General features: G+C 73.1%; 21 protein-coding genes. 13 read left to right on the top strand and 8 right to left on the bottom strand.

Translation table 11 applies throughout. The features are described 5' to 3' along the window. Nucleotides 1-4 precede the first annotated feature (4 nt). Both ACIQU6_RS03250 and ACIQU6_RS03245 read left to right on the top strand, forming a co-directional pair. Complete coding sequence (locus ACIQU6_RS03250; protein ID WP_403479897.1) at nt 5-496, top strand: DivIVA domain-containing protein; 492 nt, start codon at nt 5-7, stop codon at nt 494-496. Next, nucleotides 493-1,098, top strand: a complete 606-nt coding sequence (locus ACIQU6_RS03245; RefSeq protein WP_403479896.1) for a DNA-3-methyladenine glycosylase I — start codon at nt 493-495, stop codon at nt 1,096-1,098. The genes ACIQU6_RS03250 and ACIQU6_RS03245 overlap by 4 nt, the downstream gene beginning before the upstream one ends. A gap of 40 nt (nt 1,099-1,138) precedes the next feature. Here ACIQU6_RS03245 and ACIQU6_RS03240 read toward each other — a convergent pair whose 3' ends face one another. After that, nucleotides 1,139-1,939 (bottom strand): enoyl-CoA hydratase/isomerase family protein, encoded by an 801-nt coding sequence (locus tag ACIQU6_RS03240; RefSeq protein WP_403479895.1) that lies wholly within the window; start codon nt 1,937-1,939, stop codon nt 1,139-1,141. Between the two features lie 326 nt (nt 1,940-2,265). Between ACIQU6_RS03240 and ACIQU6_RS03235 the strand changes: the two genes are divergently transcribed. Further along, nucleotides 2,266-2,433: a DUF3117 domain-containing protein gene (locus ACIQU6_RS03235; RefSeq protein ID WP_003985072.1), complete on the top strand. Its 168-nt coding sequence runs from the start codon at nt 2,266-2,268 to the stop codon at nt 2,431-2,433. Nucleotides 2,434-2,594: 161 nt separating this feature from the next. Here the strand turns inward: ACIQU6_RS03235 and ACIQU6_RS03230 are convergent, their stop codons facing one another. Beyond that, nucleotides 2,595-3,278, bottom strand: a complete 684-nt coding sequence (locus tag ACIQU6_RS03230; protein ID WP_376568933.1) for an O-methyltransferase — start codon at nt 3,276-3,278, stop codon at nt 2,595-2,597. Between the two features lie 188 nt (nt 3,279-3,466). Between ACIQU6_RS03230 and sigE the strand changes: the two genes are divergently transcribed. The 5 genes from sigE to ACIQU6_RS03205 all read left to right on the top strand — a co-directional run bounded on the left by sigE (nt 3,467) and on the right by ACIQU6_RS03205 (nt 8,842). Next, the gene (sigE, locus tag ACIQU6_RS03225; protein ID WP_403479894.1) at nt 3,467-4,276 is read left to right on the top strand and encodes an RNA polymerase sigma factor SigE; all 810 of its coding nucleotides are present in this window, start codon (nt 3,467-3,469) and stop codon (nt 4,274-4,276) included. Then, complete coding sequence (locus ACIQU6_RS03220) at nt 4,273-5,217, top strand: anti-sigma factor family protein (RefSeq protein WP_403479893.1); 945 nt, start codon at nt 4,273-4,275, stop codon at nt 5,215-5,217. Before sigE ends, ACIQU6_RS03220 begins: the two co-directional genes overlap by 4 nt. A 143-nt stretch (nt 5,218-5,360) precedes the next feature. Next, nucleotides 5,361-7,463, top strand: a complete 2,103-nt coding sequence (locus ACIQU6_RS03215) for a trypsin-like peptidase domain-containing protein (RefSeq protein WP_403479892.1) — start codon at nt 5,361-5,363, stop codon at nt 7,461-7,463. A 116-nt stretch (nt 7,464-7,579) separates the two neighbouring features. After that, a complete protein-coding gene (locus ACIQU6_RS03210; protein WP_403479891.1) occupies nt 7,580-8,068 on the top strand; it encodes a sec-independent translocase in 489 nt (162 codons plus the stop codon). 117 nt (nt 8,069-8,185) lie between these two features. Next, complete coding sequence (locus tag ACIQU6_RS03205) at nt 8,186-8,842, top strand: hypothetical protein (RefSeq protein WP_403479890.1); 657 nt, start codon at nt 8,186-8,188, stop codon at nt 8,840-8,842. A 137-nt stretch (nt 8,843-8,979) separates the two neighbouring features. Here ACIQU6_RS03205 and ACIQU6_RS03200 read toward each other — a convergent pair whose 3' ends face one another. From ACIQU6_RS03200 to ACIQU6_RS03190, 3 genes are read right to left on the bottom strand one after another with little or no spacing between them, the layout of a single operon-like run. Continuing rightward, nucleotides 8,980-10,146, bottom strand: coding sequence for an Mrp/NBP35 family ATP-binding protein (locus tag ACIQU6_RS03200; RefSeq protein WP_403479889.1), 1,167 nt, complete (start codon nt 10,144-10,146; stop codon nt 8,980-8,982). A gap of 42 nt (nt 10,147-10,188) precedes the next feature. Then, nucleotides 10,189-10,800 carry a DUF1003 domain-containing protein gene (locus tag ACIQU6_RS03195; protein ID WP_403479888.1) on the bottom strand — a complete coding sequence of 204 codons (612 nt, stop codon included), beginning with the start codon at nt 10,798-10,800 and terminating at the stop codon, nt 10,189-10,191. Then, on the bottom strand, nt 10,790-12,097 hold the full coding sequence (locus tag ACIQU6_RS03190) for a magnesium transporter MgtE N-terminal domain-containing protein (RefSeq protein ID WP_274913468.1): 1,308 nt from the start codon (nt 12,095-12,097) through the stop codon (nt 10,790-10,792). The genes ACIQU6_RS03195 and ACIQU6_RS03190 overlap by 11 nt, the downstream gene beginning before the upstream one ends. Before the next feature lie 216 nt (nt 12,098-12,313). Between ACIQU6_RS03190 and ACIQU6_RS03185 the strand changes: the two genes are divergently transcribed. Next, nucleotides 12,314-13,081, top strand: a complete 768-nt coding sequence (locus ACIQU6_RS03185; protein WP_403479887.1) for a hypothetical protein — start codon at nt 12,314-12,316, stop codon at nt 13,079-13,081. An 18-nt stretch (nt 13,082-13,099) separates the two neighbouring features. Here ACIQU6_RS03185 and ACIQU6_RS03180 read toward each other — a convergent pair whose 3' ends face one another. Together ACIQU6_RS03180 and ACIQU6_RS03175 are read right to left on the bottom strand one after the other, a co-directional pair. Further along, nucleotides 13,100-13,663, bottom strand: a complete 564-nt coding sequence (locus ACIQU6_RS03180; protein ID WP_403479886.1) for a hypothetical protein — start codon at nt 13,661-13,663, stop codon at nt 13,100-13,102. A 44-nt stretch (nt 13,664-13,707) separates the two neighbouring features. Continuing rightward, the gene (locus tag ACIQU6_RS03175) at nt 13,708-14,835 is read right to left on the bottom strand and encodes a magnesium and cobalt transport protein CorA (RefSeq protein ID WP_403479885.1); all 1,128 of its coding nucleotides are present in this window, start codon (nt 14,833-14,835) and stop codon (nt 13,708-13,710) included. A gap of 516 nt (nt 14,836-15,351) precedes the next feature. On the opposite strand from ACIQU6_RS03175, the gene ACIQU6_RS03170 reads away from it, so the two are divergent. Beyond that, nucleotides 15,352-15,954, top strand: a complete 603-nt coding sequence (locus ACIQU6_RS03170; RefSeq protein WP_403479884.1) for a suppressor of fused domain protein — start codon at nt 15,352-15,354, stop codon at nt 15,952-15,954. 50 nt (nt 15,955-16,004) lie between these two features. Here the strand turns inward: ACIQU6_RS03170 and ACIQU6_RS03165 are convergent, their stop codons facing one another. Beyond that, entirely contained in the window at nt 16,005-17,261 is a 1,257-nt protein-coding gene (locus ACIQU6_RS03165; protein ID WP_403479883.1) for an MFS transporter, read from the bottom strand. Nucleotides 17,262-17,483: 222 nt separating this feature from the next. Here ACIQU6_RS03165 and ACIQU6_RS03160 point away from each other — a divergent pair, with 222 nt between their 5' ends. The 3 genes from ACIQU6_RS03160 (at nt 17,484) to ACIQU6_RS03150 (ending at nt 19,957) form a co-directional block, all read left to right on the top strand. After that, entirely contained in the window at nt 17,484-18,122 is a 639-nt protein-coding gene (locus ACIQU6_RS03160) for a DUF6758 family protein (protein ID WP_274913459.1), read from the top strand. Between the two features lie 198 nt (nt 18,123-18,320). Beyond that, nucleotides 18,321-19,175 carry a PHP domain-containing protein gene (locus ACIQU6_RS03155; protein ID WP_403479882.1) on the top strand — a complete coding sequence of 285 codons (855 nt, stop codon included), beginning with the start codon at nt 18,321-18,323 and terminating at the stop codon, nt 19,173-19,175. 176 nt (nt 19,176-19,351) lie between these two features. Then, the gene (locus tag ACIQU6_RS03150; RefSeq protein WP_403479881.1) at nt 19,352-19,957 is read left to right on the top strand and encodes a MarC family protein; all 606 of its coding nucleotides are present in this window, start codon (nt 19,352-19,354) and stop codon (nt 19,955-19,957) included. Nucleotides 19,958-20,071 lie beyond the last annotated feature (114 nt).

The raw sequence follows: 20,071 nt of genomic DNA, 5'->3' as shown, positions 1-20,071 counted from the left end.
GGTCGTGTTCTGGTTCATGCTGATCGCGATGGTCGTGGTGGTGGCCGCGGTCACGCTCGTCGTCGTGGGCGGGGGAGACGCCGGCGGCGAGGGGGGCGGGCTGCGCGACGCCGAGCCCACGGCGCTGTACGACCCGCTGCCCCAGGACCGCCCGCTGGCCCGGGCCGACGTGGAGGCCGTCCGGCTGCCGGTGGCCGTCCGCGGCTACCGCATGGACGACGTCGACGACGTCCTGGACCGCGTCGGCGCCGAGCTCGCCGAGCGGGACGCCCGGATCGCGGAGTTGGAGGCCGCGCTGGCCGGCGCCCATGCCGCGGCGATGGGCGGGCCGGGCCTCATAGAGGGCGAGCCGCCCGCGCCCGCCGAGGAGCCGGGGCGGTCCGGGGCCGACGGGGCGCCGGGCGGTGCGGCGAGGAGCGACGGACCGGAAACCCCCGGCCGCGCGGAGCAGGGAGACGGTCGCGCCGAGCGCGCGGAAGGGGAGGGTCAGCAATGAGCGGAGTGGTGACGGCGCCGGACGGCGTCCCGCGCTGTCCGTGGGGGATGGAGTCGGAGCAGATGGCCGACTACCGCCTCTATCACGACACCGAGTGGGGCCGGCCGGTCCACGGCGACGACGCGCTCTTCGAGCGGATGAGCCTGGAGGCGTTCCAGTCCGGGCTGTCCTGGATCACCATCCTGCGGCGCCGCGCGGGGTTCCGGGCCGCGTTCGCCGGCTTCCGTATCGCCGAGGTGGCCCGCTTCACCGACACGGACGCCGAGCGGCTCCTGGCCGACTCGGCCATCATCCGCAACCGCGCCAAGATCGCCGCGACGATCGCCAACGCCAAGGTCGCCGTGGAGCTGGCCCCCGGCGAGCTCGACGCCCTGATCTGGTCCCATGCCCCGACTCGCGCCGGCCGCCCGGTGCCGCACACCGTCGGCGACGTGCAGCCGACGACCCCGGAGTCCACCGCGCTCGCCAAGGACCTCAAGAAGCGCGGCTTCCGGTTCGTCGGCCCCACCACCGCCTACGCGATGATGCAGGCGTGCGGGCTGGTCAACGACCATCTCGCGGACTGCCATGTGCGCGCGGAGGTGGAGGCGGCGGCCGGCTGAGCGCCAGCCCGCCCGCCGTCCACGGGGCGGCGGGCCCCGGTCAGCGCCCGACGAAGACCGGCTTCTCCTTCTTGACGAACGCCTCCACCGCGCGGTGGTGGTCCTCCGAGGTCCCGGCCCGGACCTGGAGCTCGTCCTCCTTCTCCAGGGTCTCGGCGAGCGAGTGCCCGGCGCCGTAGGCCAGCGACTCCTTGAGCGCGGCGTAGGCGGCGGTCGGCCCCTCGGCCAGCCGGCGGGCCACCGTGGCCGCCTCCGCCGCCAGTTCGTCGGCGGGCACCACCTTGTTGGCGATGCCCAGTTCGTACGCCTCCTGGGCGGGGACCGAGCGCGGGAAGAGCAGCAGGTCGGCGGCGCGGCCGTGACCGATCAGCCGCGGCAGCGTCCAGGACACCCCGGAGTCCGCGGTCAGTGCCACGCCCGCAAACGAGGTGTTGAAGGAGGCGGTGTCGGCGACGACGCGGTAGTCGGCGGCCAGCGCGAAGCCCGCCCCGGCGCCCGCGGCGACCCCGTTGACCCCGGCCACCACCGGCTTGGGCATCCCCGCCAGCGCCGTGACGATGGGGTTGTAGTGCTCCCGTACGGTGTTCATGGTGCGCCCCGCACCGCTCTCGCGGTCCTCGGCCAGCAGCCCGATGTGCTCCTTGAGGTCCTGTCCGACGCAGAAGGCGCGCCCGGTGGCGGTGAGCAGCACCGCCCGCACCGCCGGGTCGGCGGCGGCCTCGGCAAGGATGTCCCGGAGCGCGACCTTCGCCTCCGTGTTCAGCGCGTTCATGGCGTCGGGGCGGTTGAGGGTGACCGTCGCCAGTCCTTCGGTCACGTCGTAGAGCACGGTGTCGGCCATAGTTGGGAAGTCCCCTCCGTCGTGGCTCGGTGCTGCCCGGCAACGGCAGCCAGCGCCCAGGATGCCGGAGATCATCCGCCCTCGACATGTGACGTACGTCAAAGAATGCGGGCGTGCCGGGTGGTGCAGAGCGGCGAAGTATCGCAGCCCGCTCCCCGAATTGGGTGGGTTTGCGGGAGCGCGTTGCCAAAGGGATGCCCCCTGATGTTGGTCATCGGGTCGTTCGATGCGGGATAATGGCCTAGAAGCAATGTGTTCGACGCCGGTGACACGCGCCTATCAAGGCCGTCGGCTGAGGTGAGCTGGTTTCAGGAAGGGGAACGAGCATGGCGGCCATGAAGCCGCGGACGGGCGACGGCCCGCTCGAGGTGACCAAGGAGGGGCGGGGCATCGTCATGCGCGTTCCGCTCGAAGGCGGCGGTCGACTCGTCGTCGAGCTGACCCCCGACGAGGCCAAGGCCCTGGGTGAGGCACTGGAGAAGGTCACCGTCTGACGCGGACGGAACCACCGCTGCGGCTCTTCGGGACATCCCGGTAGCTCCAGCCGGACGCCCCGGCCCCGGCACGCGGCGCGCCACGTTACGGCGCGCCGCGTGCCGGGGCCGTTTCGTGTGCCGGGAGGCCGCCCCGGGCGGCGGTGCGGGCGGGCGGTCGGTTAGCCGCGCTTGACCGCGCAGAGCAGCCCGTCGCCGACCGGCAGCAGCGCCGGCACCAGCGTGGTGCTCTCCCGTATGGCCCGCAGCAGTTCGCGGACCCGCAGCACCTCGTCGGGCTGCTCCGCCGAGTCGACGGTCCGGCCGTCGGCGAAGACGCCCTGGAAGCAGACGAGGCCGCCGGACCGCAGCAGCCGCAACGATTCAGCGAGGTACTCCAGGTACTCCATGGGGTCGCCGTCGCAGAAGACGAGGTCGTAGCCGCCGTCCGCGAGGCGCGGCAGGACGTCCAGCGCCCGGCCGGGGATGAAGCGGGCGCGGTTGCCGGCGAAGCCCGCGGCGCGGAACGCCTGCTTGGCGAACGCCTGCCGCTCCGGTTCGAGGTCCACGGTGGTCAGCACGCCGTCGGGGCGCATGCCGTGCAGGAGGTAGATGCCCGACACCCCCGTGCCGGTGCCGATCTCGGCGACCGCCTTGGCGTCCGCGGTGGCGGCGAGCAGTCGCAGGGCGGCGCCGGCGCCGGCGGTCACGGTGCGGACGCCGACCTCACGGGCGCGGTCGCGGCACCAGAGCAGGGCGGTGTGGGCGTCGTCGTCGAGGGTCCCGGCGCCGTACGCCTCGGCGAATGCCAAGCTCGTCTGCCGGTTGCCGGTAATGGCCCTCTCCTGTCCCCGTAGTTGACGCAACCGTGACTGTATCCGCTGCGCGCGGGAACCCGCAGATGGGACCGGGCGTTAGGAGAGGGCGGGGGGAAGAACGGGGGGACGCACCGGTGGATACCGCGCAAGAGGCCGGGCGAGAGCCGCGGCAGGACGAGAAGCCACACCAAATGCTGGTCAAAACTGCTTATCCGGAGCTAACGGGCGAGGTGGATATGGTAGGGGCTCTACTGGACACCACCAGAGCCACCAGGGGAGGTGCGGCTGCGGCGGGTGACCGAAGGGTGCGCAGGCGCTTGCGACGGTCGTTCGCCGGGCCGAAATCCGTGACCAACACCGCTGACCGTTTCAGCCCTCACGGCCCCAAGGCCAGGGGAGGGGCCCCCATCGCCGACGTGCCCACCGCGACCTTCGCCGCCGACGCGGACGCGCAGGCGTGGTCTCCGCCCACCTGGGAGGAGATCGTCAGCACCCACAGTGCCCGGGTGTACCGCCTCGCCTACCGCCTCAGCGGCAATCAGCACGACGCCGAGGACCTCACGCAGGAGGTGTTCGTCCGCGTCTTCCGCTCGCTGTCGTCGTACACCCCCGGCACCTTCGAGGGCTGGCTGCACCGCATCACGACCAACCTCTTCCTGGACATGGTCCGCCGCCGTCAGCGCATCCGCTTCGACGCGCTGGGTGACGACGCCGCCGAGAAGCTCCCCAGCCGTGAGCCGGCGCCGCAGCAGCAGTTCGACGACACCCACTTCGACGCGGACGTCCAGCACGCGCTGGACACCCTCGCGCCGGAGTTCCGGGCCGCCGTGGTGCTCTGCGACATCGAGGGCCTGTCGTACGAGGAGATCGCCGCGACCCTCGGCGTCAAGCTGGGCACGGTCCGCAGCCGGATCCACCGGGGCCGCTCCCATCTGCGCAAGGCGCTCAAGCACCGTTCGCCCGAGGCGCGGGCGGAGGAGCGTGAGGAGCGCGACGAGCGGCGCGCCCTGGCCGTGGTGCCCAGTAGGGAGGTCGGAATCGCGTGAGCGGCAGTGGCGGTCCGTCCCCCGCCGAGCAACATCTCGGCGACCGCCTGGCAGCCCTGGTCGACGGTGAACTGGGGCACGACGCACGAGAACGGGTGCTGGCGCACCTGGCGACGTGCGGGAAGTGCAAGGCGGAGGCCGACGCGCAGCGTCGGCTGAAAAACGTGTTCGCGCAGGCGTTGTCCCCCGGGCCCTCCGAGGGACTGCTGGCGCGCCTTCAGCAGTTGCCCGGCGGTGAGTCGGGCGGTCCGGGCAGCCGGCTCGGCAACGGCACCTTCGGCCGGGGCGAATTCGCCCGCGGCGACGGTGCGTTCGGCTATGTCCCGTCGGAGCGGCACCTCGGTCCGGCGATGGCGGCCGTCCCCGCGCAGCCCCGGGCGCGCGGCTTTCGGGTGCACGAGCCGGAGCGCGGCACCCCGCAGCGGCGCCGGCTCGCGTTCGCGGCGGCCGGCGCGGTCTCGCTGGCGGCGTTCGCGCTCGGCGGCGCCCTCCCGTTCGAGACGGCCGTCGACGTCCCCGGCCCGCGCGCCGAGGGCAACGGCACCGCCGTCACCCCGCTCAACGCCAACCCCGCGGCCGGCGCCGTGCCGTTCGTCGGCGGCGAGGGGCCGCTGGCCACGGACGAGCCCCGGGCCCGTTCCTGGCCCTCCGTCAGCGATCCGACCGGCGCCCCGGCGCCGAGCCCGATGTCGCTGTTCGCGCCGTCCGAGGGCCGCCCCACGGACGCCGTGCCGGCGTTCAGCCCGCTGCCGGGCCGCTTCGGGATCTCGCCGCTGATCGCCGCCACCGCCCCGCCGACGGACGACCGCTTCGCCCGGCTCTCCGTCAGCGCCGAGGTCCCGATCCACCACGCCCCGTCGCCGCTGCCGCCGTTGGCGCCGGTGCGGCCGCTGCTCGGTTCCGACGGCGGCAGCAGCCAGGCGGCCTCCGGCCCGCACTGACCGGACCGCGCACGTCACCGCCCGGAACTGGTTGAATCCCTTCTCGGGCGGCGCGCCCCTGCCCGGGGCGCGTACCGCGGGGCCCGTCGTCGGACGGGCCGCAGGTGGCCGCGCTGGGGCGCGGGTGAAGTGTTGGGGAGAGCATGGACGACGCGAAGGGCGCCGGGCCCAAGCTGAAGTGGTGGAGCCGGCCGGAGCCGGTTCCGGGGCCGGGACAGCCCGCCGGGGGCGAGGCCGGGGCGCCGGCGGCCGGTGCCTCCGGCGCGGAGCCGTCGGGCGATTGGGTCGTCGGCCCGCCGCGGCCCACGACGGCGCCCATGGTGGCGGGGCCGGCGACGGACACGCCCCCACCCGCCGAAGTGGCCGAGGCCGGCGGGGAGTTGACGGACCCGGCGGCGGAGGCGTCCGGATCGGCTCCCGTAGGGGAGGGCGCGGCGTCGGACGCCCCGGGCGAGCGGGAGCGGGTGACGGGCGACGCGGCCGAGGACCGTCCGACCGCGGTGTGTCTGGCCAAGGACCGTCCGGCCGAAGGCGGTTCGGCCGAGAACGTCCCCGCCACCCCCGAGTGCCCCGCCGCGACCACGGTGCTCGGCGCGGTGCCCGCCCAGGTCCCCGAGCAGCGCGGGCCGGCCCGGGGCGCCGAGCCCGCGGTCGACGGGTCCCGCCCCGACCCGCGCACCGTGCCCGCGGCCGGTTCCGCGGTGCCGCCCACCCGTGCCACCCCTGTTGACGCTCCCCGGCAGCAGCCGCTGCACCCCGAGGACCCCTACGGGACGCCCCCGTACGGCGGCCCCGGGCCGTGGGCGCCCGCGCCGCTCGTCCAGCGACCGACGGCGACGCCGGCGCACGGCACCGCGGTACCCAGCGGGGTGGCGCCGGCCCCCGACGCCTCGCGCGAGGCCGAACTCCCGCCCGCAGTAGGGGCCGTGGCACCGAAGCCGGCGTACGCCCCCGGCGCGACCGCCGAGCCCGCCGCCGGCGGCTTCGTCCCGCACCCCGGCGACGGCGGCCCGCGTCCCGCGCCCCCGACCGCGCCCGGCGCGTGGCAGCACTACGACCCCTGGAGCGCGCCCCGCCCCGGTGGCCCGATGGCGGCACCGGGCGCCCCGGACCCGGCCGCGCCGCGGCGCCGTGGCCGGCGGGCCCGACTGGCGGCCGCCGCCGTGGCGTTGGCGCTGCTCGCGGGCGGCGTCGGCGGGGTCACCGGCGCGTACATCGAGCGGTACGGCGGCCTCGACGACCTCAAGCTGCCGCAGGCGGCGGGGGACGCGGGCGGCCGCAGCCCGGAGAGCGTCGCGGGGATCGCCAGGGCGGCGCTGCCCGGCGTGGTCACCCTGCACGTCCGCGGCAACGCCGAACAGGGCACCGGCACCGGCTTCGTGCTCGACCAGCAGGGCCACATCCTCACCAACAACCACGTCGTCGAGCCGGCCGGGACCGGTGGCGAGATAGCGGTGACGTTCAGCGGCGGACAGACCGCGAAGGCCAAGGTCATCGGGCGGGACGGCGGCTACGACCTCGCCGTGGTGCAGGTCCGGGGCGTCTCCGGGCTGCACCCGCTCGCCCTCGGCGACTCCGACGCGGCGCAGGTCGGCGACCCGGTGGTGGCCATCGGCGCGCCCTACGACCTCGCCAACACCGTGACGTCCGGGATCATCAGCGCCAAGCAGCGCCCGATCACCGCGGGCGGCAAGAAGCCCGACGGCAGCGATGTGTCGTACGTCGACGCGCTGCAGACCGACGCCCCCATCAACCCGGGCAACTCGGGCGGTCCGTTGGTGGACACCAAGGCCCGGGTGATCGGGATCAACAGCGCGATCCGGGCGGCCGACAGTGGCACCGGCGGGCTGGACGGCGGTGGCCAGGGCGGCAGCATCGGCCTGGGCTTCGCCATACCGATCAACCAGGCCAAGCGCGTCGCCGAGGAACTGGTCAACACCGGCCGGGCCACCCACCCGGTGCTCGGGGTCACGCTGGCGATGGAGTACGCCGGCGACGGCGCCCGGGTCAGCGAGGACGGCAAGGGCGGTGCGCCGGCGGTCACCCCCGGCGGCCCCGGCGCCAAGGCCGGCCTTCGGTCGGGCGACGTGATCACCGAGGTGGACGGGGCGCCGGTGCACAGTGGCGAGGAACTGATCATCAAGGTCCGCAGCCACCGGCCCGGCGACGTGCTGACGCTGACGGTCCAGCGGGGCGACGCGCAACGGTCCGTCCGGCTGACACTGGGTTCCGCCACGCCGGGTTGATCGTTTGTACGGTGTTGGGACGGGCGACTCCCGTCCGACGCCGGGGGCCAGGTACCGTGAGAGGCGGCCTGGCCCGAAGGCCCCCGAAGGCCGCGGATAACCCAAGGAGCTGCAAGGTGTTCTTCGACATAGGACCCCTAGAGCTGATTGCGATCGTCGTCCTCGCGGTGCTTCTGTTCGGGCCGGACAAGCTGCCCAAGCTGATCCAGGACGCGACCGGTTTCATCCGGAAGGTCCGGGAGTTCTCCGACAGCGCCAAGCAGGACATCCGCGACGAGCTCGGTCCGGAGTTCAAGGACTTCGAGTTCGAGGACCTCAAGCCGAAGAACTTCGTCCGCAAGCACGTCCTGGAGAAGGACGAGTACGGGCTGAAGGAGCTCGCCGAGCTGCGCGAGGGCTTCGACCTGAAGAAGGAGATGACCGACGTCACCGACGCGGTCCGGGAGTCCACCGCGCCCCGCTCAGCGGCGGCCGCCGCGGGCGGCTCCTCGGTGAACCTGTCGAAGGAACCGTCGGCCGCCTCCGCCGGCCGTCCGGACATGTTCACCAAGGGCGCGGACGCCTCCCGTCGCGAGCCGCCGCCGTTCGACGCCGACGCGACCTGAGAATCTCGTATGCCCGGCTGTGTTGACCCCACTGGCTATGCTCCCGGTGTCCGGGGTGAGGTCGCCTGAGGGGGGCGGGCCGCCCACGACGCAGGGCAACGAGGAGGCTCCGCGCAGATGGAGACGACGAGTCGGACAGTCACCCATGAGGTGCCCGCCGATACCGGCCGGAAGGCCGACGGCTATCTGCTGGCCGCGTTCCCGTGGTACGGCCTCGATGAGGCGTTCACCGGGCCGCGGTGGTTGATGCAGGTCGGCACGGCCGCCGACGGCACCGTCGAGCACGGCGCGACCGGCCACGGCGCGGAGCCCAGCATAAAGGTGGAGAGCCAGGACGACGAGCGGTTCTCGGTGGTGGTGACGGTCGCCAGCCGGCCCGTGCGGCGCAGCGCGGACGGCACCGGCGTGCTGGAGGCCACCTCGGTCTCGACGGCGGCCTGGCTGGCCGGCTCCGGCCTCCTCGCCCACACCTGGCCGACGCAGATGGACCGCACGCTGCGCCAGGACTGGCTGGACCAGCAGACGATGCTGGCCTGGGAGTTGGCCGACGACCTCGGCGGGGAGGGCTGGAGCGAGCTGATGCTCCCGGTGGACGGGGTGCCGACGCCGTTCTGCTACCGGGAGTCCGAGTACGGCTGGGTGCTCGCCGGGACCTCCGGCGAGGACGGTCCGGAGGGCGCCGAGGGGGTGCACCTCGGCGCTTACGGGCGCGGGATGAGCGCGTACGGGCTGGGCTTCTCGGTGATCCAGGACCTGAGCGTCTACGAAGGCTGAGCGCCCGCGCACAGGGGGGCGTGCGCGAGATTCTGCGCGCCCCATTAGGCGGCGCGCGCGGCGCAGACGAAAGGGCGGACCGTCGAGGGTCCGCCCTTTCTCGTGCCGTACGCGACCGGGGAGCGGCCGCGCGCGGGTCAGAACTTGTTGCGCGGGGTGATCCCCAGCGACATGCCGGACAGGCCGCGCTGGCGGCCGCCCAGCTTGCCGGCGATGGCGCGGATCGCGGAGCCGGCGGGGGAGTCGGGGTCGGTGAGCACCACCGGCTTGCCCTCGTCGCCGCCCTCGCGCAGCCGGACGTCGATCGGGATGGCGCCGAGCACCGGGACCTGCGCGCCGGTGGTCCGCGTCAGGCCCTCGGCGACCCGCTCGCCGCCGCCGGTGCCGAACACGTCGACCATCTCGTCGCAGTGCGGGCAGGGCAGCCCGGACATGTTCTCCACCACGCCGACGATCTTCTGGTGGGTCTGCACGGCGATCGAACCGGCCCGCTCGGCGACCTCGGCGGCGGCCTGCTGCGGGGTGGTGACGACGAGGATCTCGGCGTTGGGGACGAGCTGGGCCACGGAGATGGCGATGTCGCCGGTGCCGGGGGGCAGGTCCAGCAACAGGACGTCGAGGTCGCCCCAGTAGACGTCGGCGAGGAACTGCTGGAGGGCGCGGTGCAGCATCGGGCCGCGCCAGACGACCGGGGCGTTGCCCGGGGTGAACATCCCGATCGAGATGACCTTCACGCCGTTCGCCGACGGGGGCATGATCATGTTCTCGACCTGGGTGGGCCGGCCGTCCGCGCCGAGCATCCGGGGCACTGAGTGGCCGTAGATGTCGGCGTCCACGACGCCGACCTTGAGGCCGTCGGCGGCCATCGCGGCGGCGAGGTTGACCGTGACCGAGGACTTGCCGACGCCGCCCTTGCCGGAGGCGACGGCGTAGACCCGGGTCAGCGAGCCGGGCTTGGCGAACGGGACCTCGCGCTCGGCGGTGCCGCCGCGCAGCGACGTCGCCAGCTCCCGCCGCTGCTCGTCGCTCATCACCTCCAGTTCGACCCCGGCGCGGGTGACGCCGGGCACCCGCTCCACGGCCTCGCGGACGCTGCTGATGATCGTCTCCCGCATCGGGCAACCGGAGACGGTGAGGTAGACCACGACCGCCACCGAGCCGTCCGCGGCGACGTTCACCGATTTGACCATCCCCAGTTCGGTGATGGGGCGGTGGATCTCGGGGTCGTTGACCGTCGCGAGCGCTTCGCGGATCGCGTCCTCGCTCGGCGCGGAGCCGTTGGGCTGGGGCGTGTCTGTTGCCATGTCACGATCGTACGGCGGGTGAGGGCACCTCCGGAAAGGCCCTCAGCGGTCGCGTTCGTCACGCTCCGGGAGCTCGCCGTCGGCGCTCTGCCGCGCCTCCAGTTCCCGCAGCAGCTCTTCGAGTTCGGAGCGCATCCAGTCGCGGGTGGCGACCTCGCCGAGGCCCAGCCGCAGCGCCGCGATCTCCCGGGTCAGGTACTCGGTGTCGGCGATGGAGCGCTCGTTCTGCTTGCGGTCCTGTTCGTGGGTGATCCGGTCGCGGTTGTCCTGGCGGTTCTGCGCCAGCAGGATCAGCGGCGCCGCGTAGGACGCCTGGAGGGAGAGCGCCAGGGTCAGGAAGATGAACGGGTAGTTGTCGAACCGCAGGTTGCCGGGGACGGTGACGTTCCAGCCGATCCACAGGATGATGGTGACCGTCATCCAGACGATGAAGCGGCCGGTCCCCAGGAAGCGGGCGATCTTCTCGGAGAGCCTCCCGAACGCCTCCGGGTCGTACTCGGGGAAGAAGGTGCGGCGCGGCACCCGCGGCAGGTCCAGCCGCGCCCGCGGCCGGGGCTCCGGCCCGCGGTGCCGCTCCCCGGCGCCGCCCCGGCGCACCGCCGAGGCGCCGTGCGGCCGCCGCTCCCTGGCGTTCTCCCGGTCGTCAGCGCCCATCGGCACCCTCTCCGCGCGCCCGGACGGTGCCGCCGTGGGCCTGGGGACGGCCGTGCAGCCCGGCCTCCCGCCAGTCGTCCGGCAGCAGGTGGTCCAGCACGTCGTCGACGGTGACCGCGCCCAGCAGCGCACCGCCCTCGTCCACCACCGGCGCCGCGACCATGTTGTACGCGGCCAGGTAGCTGGTCACCTCGGGCAGCGGGGTGTCCGGCCGCAGGGCCGGCAGATCGGTGTCCACGATGAAGCTGACGAGGGTGAACGGCGGGTCGCGCAGCAGCCGTTGGAAGTGGACCAGGCCGAGGTACTTGCCGGTGGGCGTCTCGTCCGGCGGCCGGCAGACGTAGACCTGGGCGGCGAGCGCGGGGGAGAGGTCCGGGTCGCGCACCCGGGCCAGCGCGTCCGCGACGGTGGCGTCCGGGCGCAGCACGATCGGCTCGGTGGTCATCAGGCCGCCGGCGGTGCGCTCCTCGTAGGACATCAGCCGCCGGACGTCCGCGGCCTCCTCCGGGCGCATCAGGGTCAGCAGGCGCTCCTTCTCCTCCTCGGGCAGCTCGGAGAGCAGGTCGGCGGCGTCGTCCGGGTCCATCGCCTCCAGGACGTCGGCGGCCCGCTCGTCCTTCAGCTTGCCGATGATCTCGACCTGGTCGACCTCGGGGAGCTCCTCCAGGACGTCGGCCAGCCGGTCGTCGTCGAGCGCCGCGGCGACCTCGCCGCGGCGCTTGGGGGAGAGGTGGTGCAGCACGCCGGCCAGGTCGGCGGGGCGAAGCTGCTCGAAGGTGGCCAACAGGCTCTCCGCGCCCTGCCCGTGCTCCTCCAGGGAGAAGCCGGTCACCGCCGACCACTCGACGGTCAGCACCTCGCCCTTGCGGCGCAGCGGGCCGCCCTTGCCGCGCCGGACGAAGACCTTGTCGATCTCCCAGTCGCGGCGGGCCGGGAGTTGGGTGATGCCGATGTCGAGCACGGTGACCTCCTCGTCGGTCCCGACCATCCGCACCCGTCGGTCCAGCAGTTCGCCGAAGACCAGCGTCTCGGAGGCCCGCTGCTCGAAGCGGCGCATGTTGACCACGCCGGTGGTGACGATCTGGCCGGACTCGACGCCCGTCACCCGGGTCATCGGCACGAAGATCCGGCGCCGGCTGACCACCTCGACGACCAGCCCCAGCAGCCGCGGCGGGCGGTCGCCGACTCGGAGCAGTACGACCAGGTCGCGCAGGCGGCCGACCTGATCGCCGTTGGGGTCGAACACGGCCACGCCGGAGAGGTGGGAGACGAAGATCCGGGGAGTGACCACCGCCATGGAGAGCGCCGCCCTTCTCCCTTTCCGTCCTGATTGCTCCGCTGTTGATCAGAAAACAACGCCTTGGTTCGGGTTCAGGCTAACCCGTCGGGGTGGGCCGCGCCCCGGCGGGAACGGCCGTATGGTGGCCGGCCGGAAGCGGGCCTACGGGCCGTCGCCCCCCGGGTACGCTGCCGTGAGCTGTCGAGGTCACCCGCATCAGGAGGCAGAGCCGACGTGAGCGTCATCCCCCCGGACACCACCCGCCGACCGCCGGCCGGATCCCGACGGCCCGGGCTGGTCGCGCGGGTGGCGGCGGCGTGCGCGGCGCTGACCGCGACGGTGGCCGGCTGCGCGGAGGACCCGGACGCCGGCACCAACGGGGTCGGCAGGCTGCCCGCCGCGCAGATCGCGGCCAAGGCGAAGGCCGCGGCCGCCAAGGCCGACACCGTCCACCTCTCCGGAAAGGTCGTCAGCCAGGGCAGCACCTACACCCTGGACATGCGGCTGGCCGGGGACGGCGCCCGGGGCGAAGTGGCCACCCAGGCCGCCTCGTTCCAACTGCTGCGGGTCGGCAACGCGCTCTATCTGAAGGCCGATGCGGCCTTCTGGGCGGGGGAGAAGGCCGGCCCGGGCGGCGGCAGCGCGGCCAAGCTGGGCGACAAGTACGTCAAGGTGCCCGCCGCCGACCCGGTCCACCAGCGCTTCAGCGGCTTCACCGACAAGGACACCCTGCTCGCCGGGTTGCTCGGGCTGCACGGCGAGTTGACGGCCGGCAACCGCGGGACGGTGGACGGGCACCGTACCGTCCAGGTGGCCGCCGGCGCCGGTTCCGGCGGCACCCTCGACGTCTCCCTGGAGGGCACCCCCTACCCGCTGCGGCTCCAGCGCGCCGGCGGCGCGGGCGAGCTGAAACTCTCCGACTGGGGCAAGGGCGTGGACCTCAAGGCCCCCGACAAGGAGCAGGTCCTCGACTACGGTCAGAAGATCGCCGGCGCCAACTGACCGGCCGCGGCCGGGCCGTCAGCCCCTGCGGCCCCGGCGCAGCAGCTTCGGCAGCGCGGCCGGCGCCGGCCGGCGGGTGAGCGCGGGCGAGGGCAGCGGCGGCTCGGCGTGCGGGCCGTCCGGCATCCGGCCGGGGCGCTGCACCGCTTCGCCGGCCGGGACGAGCCGCAGCACCCGGCACTCCCGGGCCCAGCGCTCGACGAGCGCCTCGGAGTCCGGGGCGTTGAGCCGCTTGCCCTTCAACTCCTCGACGGTGGCCCGCCACTCCTCGCTGTCGGGCGCCAGCTCGTGGACCGCGGCCGGCCAGGCGACCAGCCGGCCGCCCTTGTCCTTGCTGCGCACGGTGACCGTCGCGGTGCCGCCGTCGGCGAGCCCGAGGCCGGCCAGCGGCTGCTCGGCCCCGACGCGTTCCCGGCCGGCGTCCTCGGCGGCGCCCACCAGGCAGACCGCCCCGTCGTGCCAGACGTGCCACAGCGCCCGCGCCGGGCCGCTCGCCCCGCGCACCCAGACCAGGCCGGACTTCTTGGTGGCCTCCTCGATGAGGGCCTGATCCAGCAGGGTCTGCGACACCGTCTCCGTCATGGTCCGTAGCCTAATCGGCCGGCCGGAGGGGCGGCTCGCCGGCGCTACAGCCAGCCGTTGCGCTTGAAGCCGCGGTGGATGCCCAGGCAGATGCCGACGGTGACCAGCAGCACCGTCGGGTAGCCGTACTTCCACTCCAGCTCCGGCATGTACTTGAAGTTCATGCCGTAGACGCCGGCGATCATCGTCGGGACGGCGAAGATCGCCGCCCAGGCGGTGATCTTGCGCATGTCCTCGTTCTGCGCCACGGCGGCCTGCGCGAGGTTGGCCTGGAGGATGGAGTTCAGCAGGTCGTCGAAGGACAGCACCTGCTCGTTGACCCGCGCCAGGTGGTCGGCGACGTCCCGGAAGTACTTCTGGATGTCGCTGTCCACCAGCCGCATCGGCCGCTCGCTCAGCAGTTGCATCGGCCGCAGCAGCGGGGAGACCGCGCGCTTGAACTCCAGTACCTCGCGCTTGAGTTGGTAGATCCGCCCGGCGTCGCCGCCCTTCGCGGCCCCCTTGCCGCCGCTGCCCCGCCCGGTGGTGCCGGAACTGAAGACGTCGATCTCCACCTCGTCGATGTCGTCCTGCACCGCGCCGGCCACCGCCATGTAGCCGTCCACGACCTGGTCGGCGACGGCGTGCAGCACCGCGGACGGGCCCTTGGCCAGCCGCTCCGGGTCCTCCTGGAGGCGGTGCCGCAGCGCGCGCAGCGAGCCCTGGCCGCCGTGCCGGACGGTGACGATGAAGTTCGGCCCGGTGAAGCACATCACCTCGCCGGTCTCCACCACCTCGCTGGTGGAGGTCAACTCGGCGTGCTCGACGTAGTGCACGGTCTTGAAGACGGTGAACAGGGTGTCGTCGTAGCGCTCCAGCTTGGGCCGCTGGTGGGCGTGGACGGCGTCCTCCACGGCGAGCGGGTGCAGCCCGAACTCCCGGGCGATGCCGGCGAATTCGGCCTCGGTCGGCTCGTGCAGGCCGATCCAGACGAAGCCCCCGTCGTCGCGGGCGCCGGCGATCGCCTCGGCCGGGGTGGGGTGCCCGGCGACCCGCTGGCCGTCGCGGTAGACGCCGCAGTCGACGACGGCGCTGTTGGGGCAGGCCGCGGCGGCGGAGGCGCCGCGGTAGGGGGAGTCGTCGCGGCGCCGGGCGGGACGGACGGCGGCGCGCAGGTCGCGGATCATCGACAAGGCAGGCTCCTTCGGGCCGGCCGTCAGCGGCGAACGCAGGCGCAACGCGGCCCGGAACGAGGACGTACGCGGCGACAAGCAGCCATACGTCCGCAAAGCGGGCGGCGCTCGGTGCGGTGCTACCGACGGCAGTTCGCTGACATCACGGAAGTAAGAGTCGAGGGCGCTCTTCCGTCATCTGCGTCCGGAGCAAAAGAACTTCAAGCGTTTCGCCGCTGTGCGGCGGGGTACGGAAGCTCTCGGATCAGAAGGCTCGCCTGGCGAGCGGGACGACGGGAGAACTATCGGTACTGCACGGTCGACTCGGATCCACCGCAGCCCCACCTCCTCCGGCCGGTCCCCGTTGGGGGACGTTCGTCTTTCCCTGACCAGACGGCAAGGCTATCAGCCGCCCGAAGCGCTGTGACGCCCCTTTGCCCGTTCCATAACGAACCGCTCCCCGGCATGTGACGGGGGTCTCTCCGGCGGCTGTTGGGCGCCGCGGCCGGTCCCTGGCCCGACGCCTATGCTCGCCGCATGTCTGACGTTCTTGAGTTGGTCGAGGCCCGGTTGCGCACGGCGCTGGGCGAACCGGACGCGCGCGCCGCCATCACCTTCCTCGGCACCGACCGCATCGAGGTGCTGCGTTTCGTCGACGGCGACGTGCTCCGCTACGCCACGCTCGGGATGTCCGCCCAACCGATGAACGATCCCGCGGCGGTCCTGGCCGATCCGCACCGCGGCCCCCGGGCCGAACTCCTGCTCTCGGTGCGCGGCGGCCGCGCGGACACCGACAAGGTCCTTCGCCCGCTCGCCGTCCTCGCCGCGTCACCGCAGGTCGAGGGCGTGATCGTGGCCCCCGGGGCGTCGCTGGACGTGGGCGAGCCGCTGTGGCCGGGGGCGCCGTTCACCTCGGTCCTGGTGGGCGCGGCCGGTGGCCTCGTCGAGGACCTGGAGCTGGGGGAGACGGGGCCGCACGGCGCGGCGCTGGACCCGGTGCGGTTCCTGCCGCTGCTGCCGATGACGCCCAACGAGGCCGCCTGGAAGCGGGTGCACGGCGCCGAGGCGCTGCAGGCCCGCTGGCTGGAGCGGGGCACCGACCTGCGCGACCCGCTGCGGGCGGGTGTGGCCCTGGACTGAACGGGCCCGGCCCCGCCCCTCCGGGCGGGGCGTCAGTTTCCTTCCCCCGCCTACCGGTTGGCGAAGACCGCGACCCCGTCCTCGGTCGCGTGCCGGGGTTCGAACTCCTCGGCCCGCAGCGTCAGTGACCGGCGGCGGACCGCGACGATGCCGGCGCCGATCGCCGCGGCCAACGCCGCGACCACGAACGGGACATGGGGATCGGTCCACTCCGCGATCTTCGGGGCGAGGAACGGCGCGGCCGCCGCCGCGAACCACCGGACGAAGTTGTACCCGGCGCTGGCCACCGGCCGCGGCGCGTCCGAGACGCCCAGCGCCAACTCGGTGAAGACGGTGTTGTTCAGGCCGATGAAGGCGCCGGAGAGGACGGTGCACACCACCGCGGTGGTGTGGTCGCCGTAGCCGAGGACGACCAGGTCGACGGCGAGCAGCAGCAGCGAGCCGCCCAGCACCCGCAGCGAGCCGAAGCGCTTCTGGAGCCGGGGCGCCAGCACCACCGAGAACAGCGCCAGCAGCACGCCCCAGGCGAAGAACACCCCGCCCGACCTGTACGGCGACATGTTCAGCACGAACGGGGTGAACGCCAGCACGGTGAAGAACGCGTAGTTGTAGAAGAACGCGGAGACCGCGGCCGAGGCCAATCCGCCGTGGCCGAGCGCCCGGACGGGGTCCAGCAGCGAGGTCCTGTGGCGCGGTCGGGGCTGCTCCTTGAGGAAGACGGTGATGGCGAGGAACCCGATGGCCATCAGGGCCGCGGTGCCGAAGAAGGGGTAGCGCCACTTCATGTTGCCCAACACCGCGCCCAGCAGCGGGCCGCAGGCCATCCCGAGCCCGAGCGCGGACTCGTAGAGCAGGATCGCCGCCGCGCTGCCGCCGGCCGCGGCTCCCACGATCACCGCCAACGAGGTGGAGACGAAGAGCGCGTTGCCCAGGCCCCAACCGGCGCGGAAGCCGACCAGTTCGCCGACCGAGGACGAGGTGCCGGACAGCGCGGCGAAGACCACCACCAGGGCCAGCCCGGCGAGCAGCGTCTTGCGACCGCCGATGCGACTGGAGACGAAGCCGGTGACCAGCATCGCCACCGCGGTGATCAGGAAGTAGGAGGTGAACAGGAGGGAGACCTGGCTGTTCGAGGCGTTCAGGCCCTTGGCGATGGACGGGAGGATCGGGTCCACCAGCCCGATGCCCATGAAGGCGACGACCGAGGCGCCCGCGGTGGCCCAGACCGCCCTGGGCTGCCGGAGGAGCGAGGTGCCGTCCCCCTCCAAGGGGTCGTGGGTGTCACCGCCGTGACCGCTCTGCTGCATGCCGGGTTCCCCTTCCTGTCTCTGTGCGCTCACCAAAATCGTTGCTGATTACACACAATAGGTTAGTCGGTCTAAAAAATGCAATCTACAACTAGTTTTTCGAGGGTTGGGTTCGCGCGTCACGGGAAACGGCCAAGTGTGCGGTGCGGTACGTGATGAGGGGCACACTGGTCGAGTGATCGTCCTTGACGGGGCGGCGGCTCAGGAGGACCGTTGGTCCTTATGAGGGGCGAACCCAGTTGCCCGAAGTGCGGAGGCCGGGTACGAGCGCCCGGCCTCTTTTCCGATACCTGGCAGTGCGCCGCCCACGGCACCGTGCATCCGCTCCAGCCGGTCGTTCCGCCGAGCGTCGAGGCGCTCGGCGTCGTCGTGCACCGTGCGCAGGTGCCCGTGTGGATGCCCTGGCCGCTGCCGGTCGGTTGGTTGTTCACCGGCGTGGCCTGTGCCGGCGACGACCGTAGCGGCGGTCGGGCGACCGCGGTGGCCTGCTCCGGGCCCGGCCCGCTCGGCGGACCCGGTGAACTCCTGCTGGTCGCCGAGGAACTGGGTGTGGGGCTCGGCTCCCGTTATGCCGGTATCGACGGCCCCGACCCCGGCCCGCATCTGCGCGTCGACCGACCGCCGCACGTCAAGGTGCTCGCCGCCGGCCGTCCGACCCCGATGTGGCAGGTTCATGGCGCGCCCGCCGACCGTGCGGTCTTCGCCGGCGAGGCCCGGGGGCTGTGGCTGTGGGCCGTCGCCTGGCCCGAGCAGTCCGGGCTGCTGATGTACGACGAGCTGGTACTCACGGATCTGCGAGAGGCCGGCGCCGAGGTGGATCTCCTGCCCTGTGGGGCGCTGTCGCCGAGGATTCTGAGCTGACGAAGTCGGCGCGACTACGGATCGCGGTGCGGGGCGTCGGCCGGAGGCAGGGCCGACTGACGAGGGCAGGTCCGGCCGACCGGTATCCTTCTGTAGTCCGTGGTAGTGCCCCGCAGTCCTTACGGGGTGGTTCCCGGTGTGGTGTCCGCTTTGCGGCCCGCCGCCGTATCCGTCCCGCAGCAGTCTGGAGAACGTGCCGTGCGTATCGATCTGCACACCCACTCCACGGCCTCCGACGGCACGGACACCCCCACCGAACTGGTGCGCAACGCCGTCGCCGAGGGCCTGGACGTGGTCGCGCTGACCGACCACGACACCGTCGGCGGCCACGCTGAGGCGCGTGCCGCGCTCCCCGAGGGGCTGACGCTGGTCACCGGCGCCGAGCTGTCCTGCCGGCTCGACGGGATCAGCCTGCACATGCTCGCCTACCTCTTCGACCCCGACGAGCCGGAACTGGCCCGCGAGCGGGAGCTGGTCCGTGACGACCGGGTGCCGCGCGCCCGGGCCATGGTCGGCAAGCTGCGCGAGCTGGGCGTGCCCCTCACCTGGGAGCAGGTGGCGCGGATCGCCGGCGACGGCGCCGTGGGCCGCCCGCATGTCGCCACTGCCATGGTCGAGTTGGGCGTGGTCGACTCGGTCTCCGACGCCTTCACCTCCGAGTGGCTGGCCGACGGCGGCCGGGCGTACGTCGAGAAGCACGAGCTCGATCCGTTCGACGCGATCCGGTTGGTCAAGGCGGCCGGCGGGGTCACGGTCTTCGCCCACCCGCTCGCCGTCAAGCGCGCGGTATGCCTCCCGGAGAGCGCGATCGGGAAGCTGGCCGAGGCGGGGCTGGACGGCGTCGAGGTCGACCACATGGAACACGACGCCCCGACCCGGGCCCGGCTGCGCGGACTCGCCGCCGATCTCGGCCTGTTGACCACCGGCTCCAGTGACTACCACGGCAGCCGCAAGACCTGTCGCCTCGGTGAATACACCACCGACCCGGAGATCTACGGGGAGATCGTGCGCCGGGCCACCGGTGCCTTCCCCGTCCCCGGCGCGGGCGGCTGAGCCCGCCGGCACCGGCCGCCCGGCCGTCCGCCGTACCGCGCGCCCGCGCCTGAGCCGGGCGTGCCGCGGCGCGCCCTCCTCCCCCTCTTCTTTCTCACGGGGCCGTTCGTCGGCCGCGCCGCATCCGGCCCCGTGCGTCCCCCTCCGTTCGCCCGTACCACCGCAAGGCCAGCACTGTGTTCGACGTCGCCGTCTTCAGTACCCTCTTTGTCACGCTATTTGTGATCATGGACCCCCCAGGGATCACCCCGATCTTCTTGGCCCTGACCTCCGGCCGGCCGGCCAAGGTGCAGCGCCGGATGGCCTGGCAGGCCGCCACCGTCGCGTTCTGCGTGATCGCCGTCTTCGGTCTCTTCGGCAAGCAGATCCTGGGACGGTTGCACATCTCCACGCCCGCGCTGATGATCGCCGGCGGGCTGCTGCTCCTGCTCGTCGCCCTGAACCTGCTGACCGGCAAGTCCGAGGAGCCGACCCAGACCAAGGACGTCAACGTCGCGCTGGTGCCGCTGGGCATGCCGCTGTTGGCCGGGCCCGGCGCGATCGTCTCGGTGATCCTCGCGGTGGACCACGCGCACACCGTCGCCTCCCAGGTCGCGGTCTGGTCGGCGATCGCGGCGATCCACGTGGTGCTCTATCTGGCGATGCGGTTCTCGCTGATGATCATCCGCGTGATCAAGGACGGCGGGGTGGTCCTGGTGACCCGGCTGGCCGGGATGATGCTCTCCGCGCTCGCCGTGCAGCAGATCATCAACGGCGTGACGCAGGTGATCCAGGGGACCTGAGTGCCTCCCGGACACCGCGAAGCCCCCGTACGGCAGGTCCGTACGGGGGCTTCGTGCGTCGTCGGCACCCCGCGTTACGTCGTCGTCCGCCGGGGTGCGGTCAGCGGCCGGCGG

It is taken from the genome of Streptomyces sp. NPDC090442 (genome assembly GCF_044769405.1).
Lineage (GTDB): Bacteria > Actinomycetota > Actinomycetes > Streptomycetales > Streptomycetaceae > Streptomyces.
The sequence above is the reverse complement of the archived record's forward strand: the minus strand, read 5'-3'. Positions and strand labels throughout refer to the sequence as shown.

Bases quoted from the DNA above. Each gene is read 5' to 3' on its own strand.
- ACIQU6_RS03200 (WP_403479889.1), bottom strand. From the start codon at position 10,146: ATGGCAACAGACACGCCCCAGCCCAACGGCTCCGCGCCGAGCGAGGAC.
- ACIQU6_RS03180 (WP_403479886.1), bottom strand. From the start codon at position 13,663: ATGACGGAGACGGTGTCGCAGACCCTGCTGGATCAGGCCCTCATCGAG.
- ACIQU6_RS03235 (WP_003985072.1), top strand. From the start codon at position 2,266: ATGGCGGCCATGAAGCCGCGGACGGGCGACGGCCCGCTCGAGGTGACC.
- ACIQU6_RS03240 (WP_403479895.1), bottom strand. From the start codon at position 1,939: ATGGCCGACACCGTGCTCTACGACGTGACCGAAGGACTGGCGACGGTC.
- ACIQU6_RS03160 (WP_274913459.1), top strand. From the start codon at position 17,484: ATGAGGGGCGAACCCAGTTGCCCGAAGTGCGGAGGCCGGGTACGAGCG.
- ACIQU6_RS03190 (WP_274913468.1), bottom strand. From the start codon at position 12,097: ATGGCGGTGGTCACTCCCCGGATCTTCGTCTCCCACCTCTCCGGCGTG.
- ACIQU6_RS03215 (WP_403479892.1), top strand. From the start codon at position 5,361: ATGGACGACGCGAAGGGCGCCGGGCCCAAGCTGAAGTGGTGGAGCCGG.
- ACIQU6_RS03205 (WP_403479890.1), top strand. From the start codon at position 8,186: ATGGAGACGACGAGTCGGACAGTCACCCATGAGGTGCCCGCCGATACC.
- ACIQU6_RS03165 (WP_403479883.1), bottom strand. From the start codon at position 17,261: ATGCAGCAGAGCGGTCACGGCGGTGACACCCACGACCCCTTGGAGGGG.
- ACIQU6_RS03195 (WP_403479888.1), bottom strand. From the start codon at position 10,800: ATGGGCGCTGACGACCGGGAGAACGCCAGGGAGCGGCGGCCGCACGGC.
- sigE (WP_403479894.1), top strand. From the start codon at position 3,467: ATGGTAGGGGCTCTACTGGACACCACCAGAGCCACCAGGGGAGGTGCG.
- ACIQU6_RS03245 (WP_403479896.1), top strand. From the start codon at position 493: ATGAGCGGAGTGGTGACGGCGCCGGACGGCGTCCCGCGCTGTCCGTGG.
- ACIQU6_RS03170 (WP_403479884.1), top strand. From the start codon at position 15,352: ATGTCTGACGTTCTTGAGTTGGTCGAGGCCCGGTTGCGCACGGCGCTG.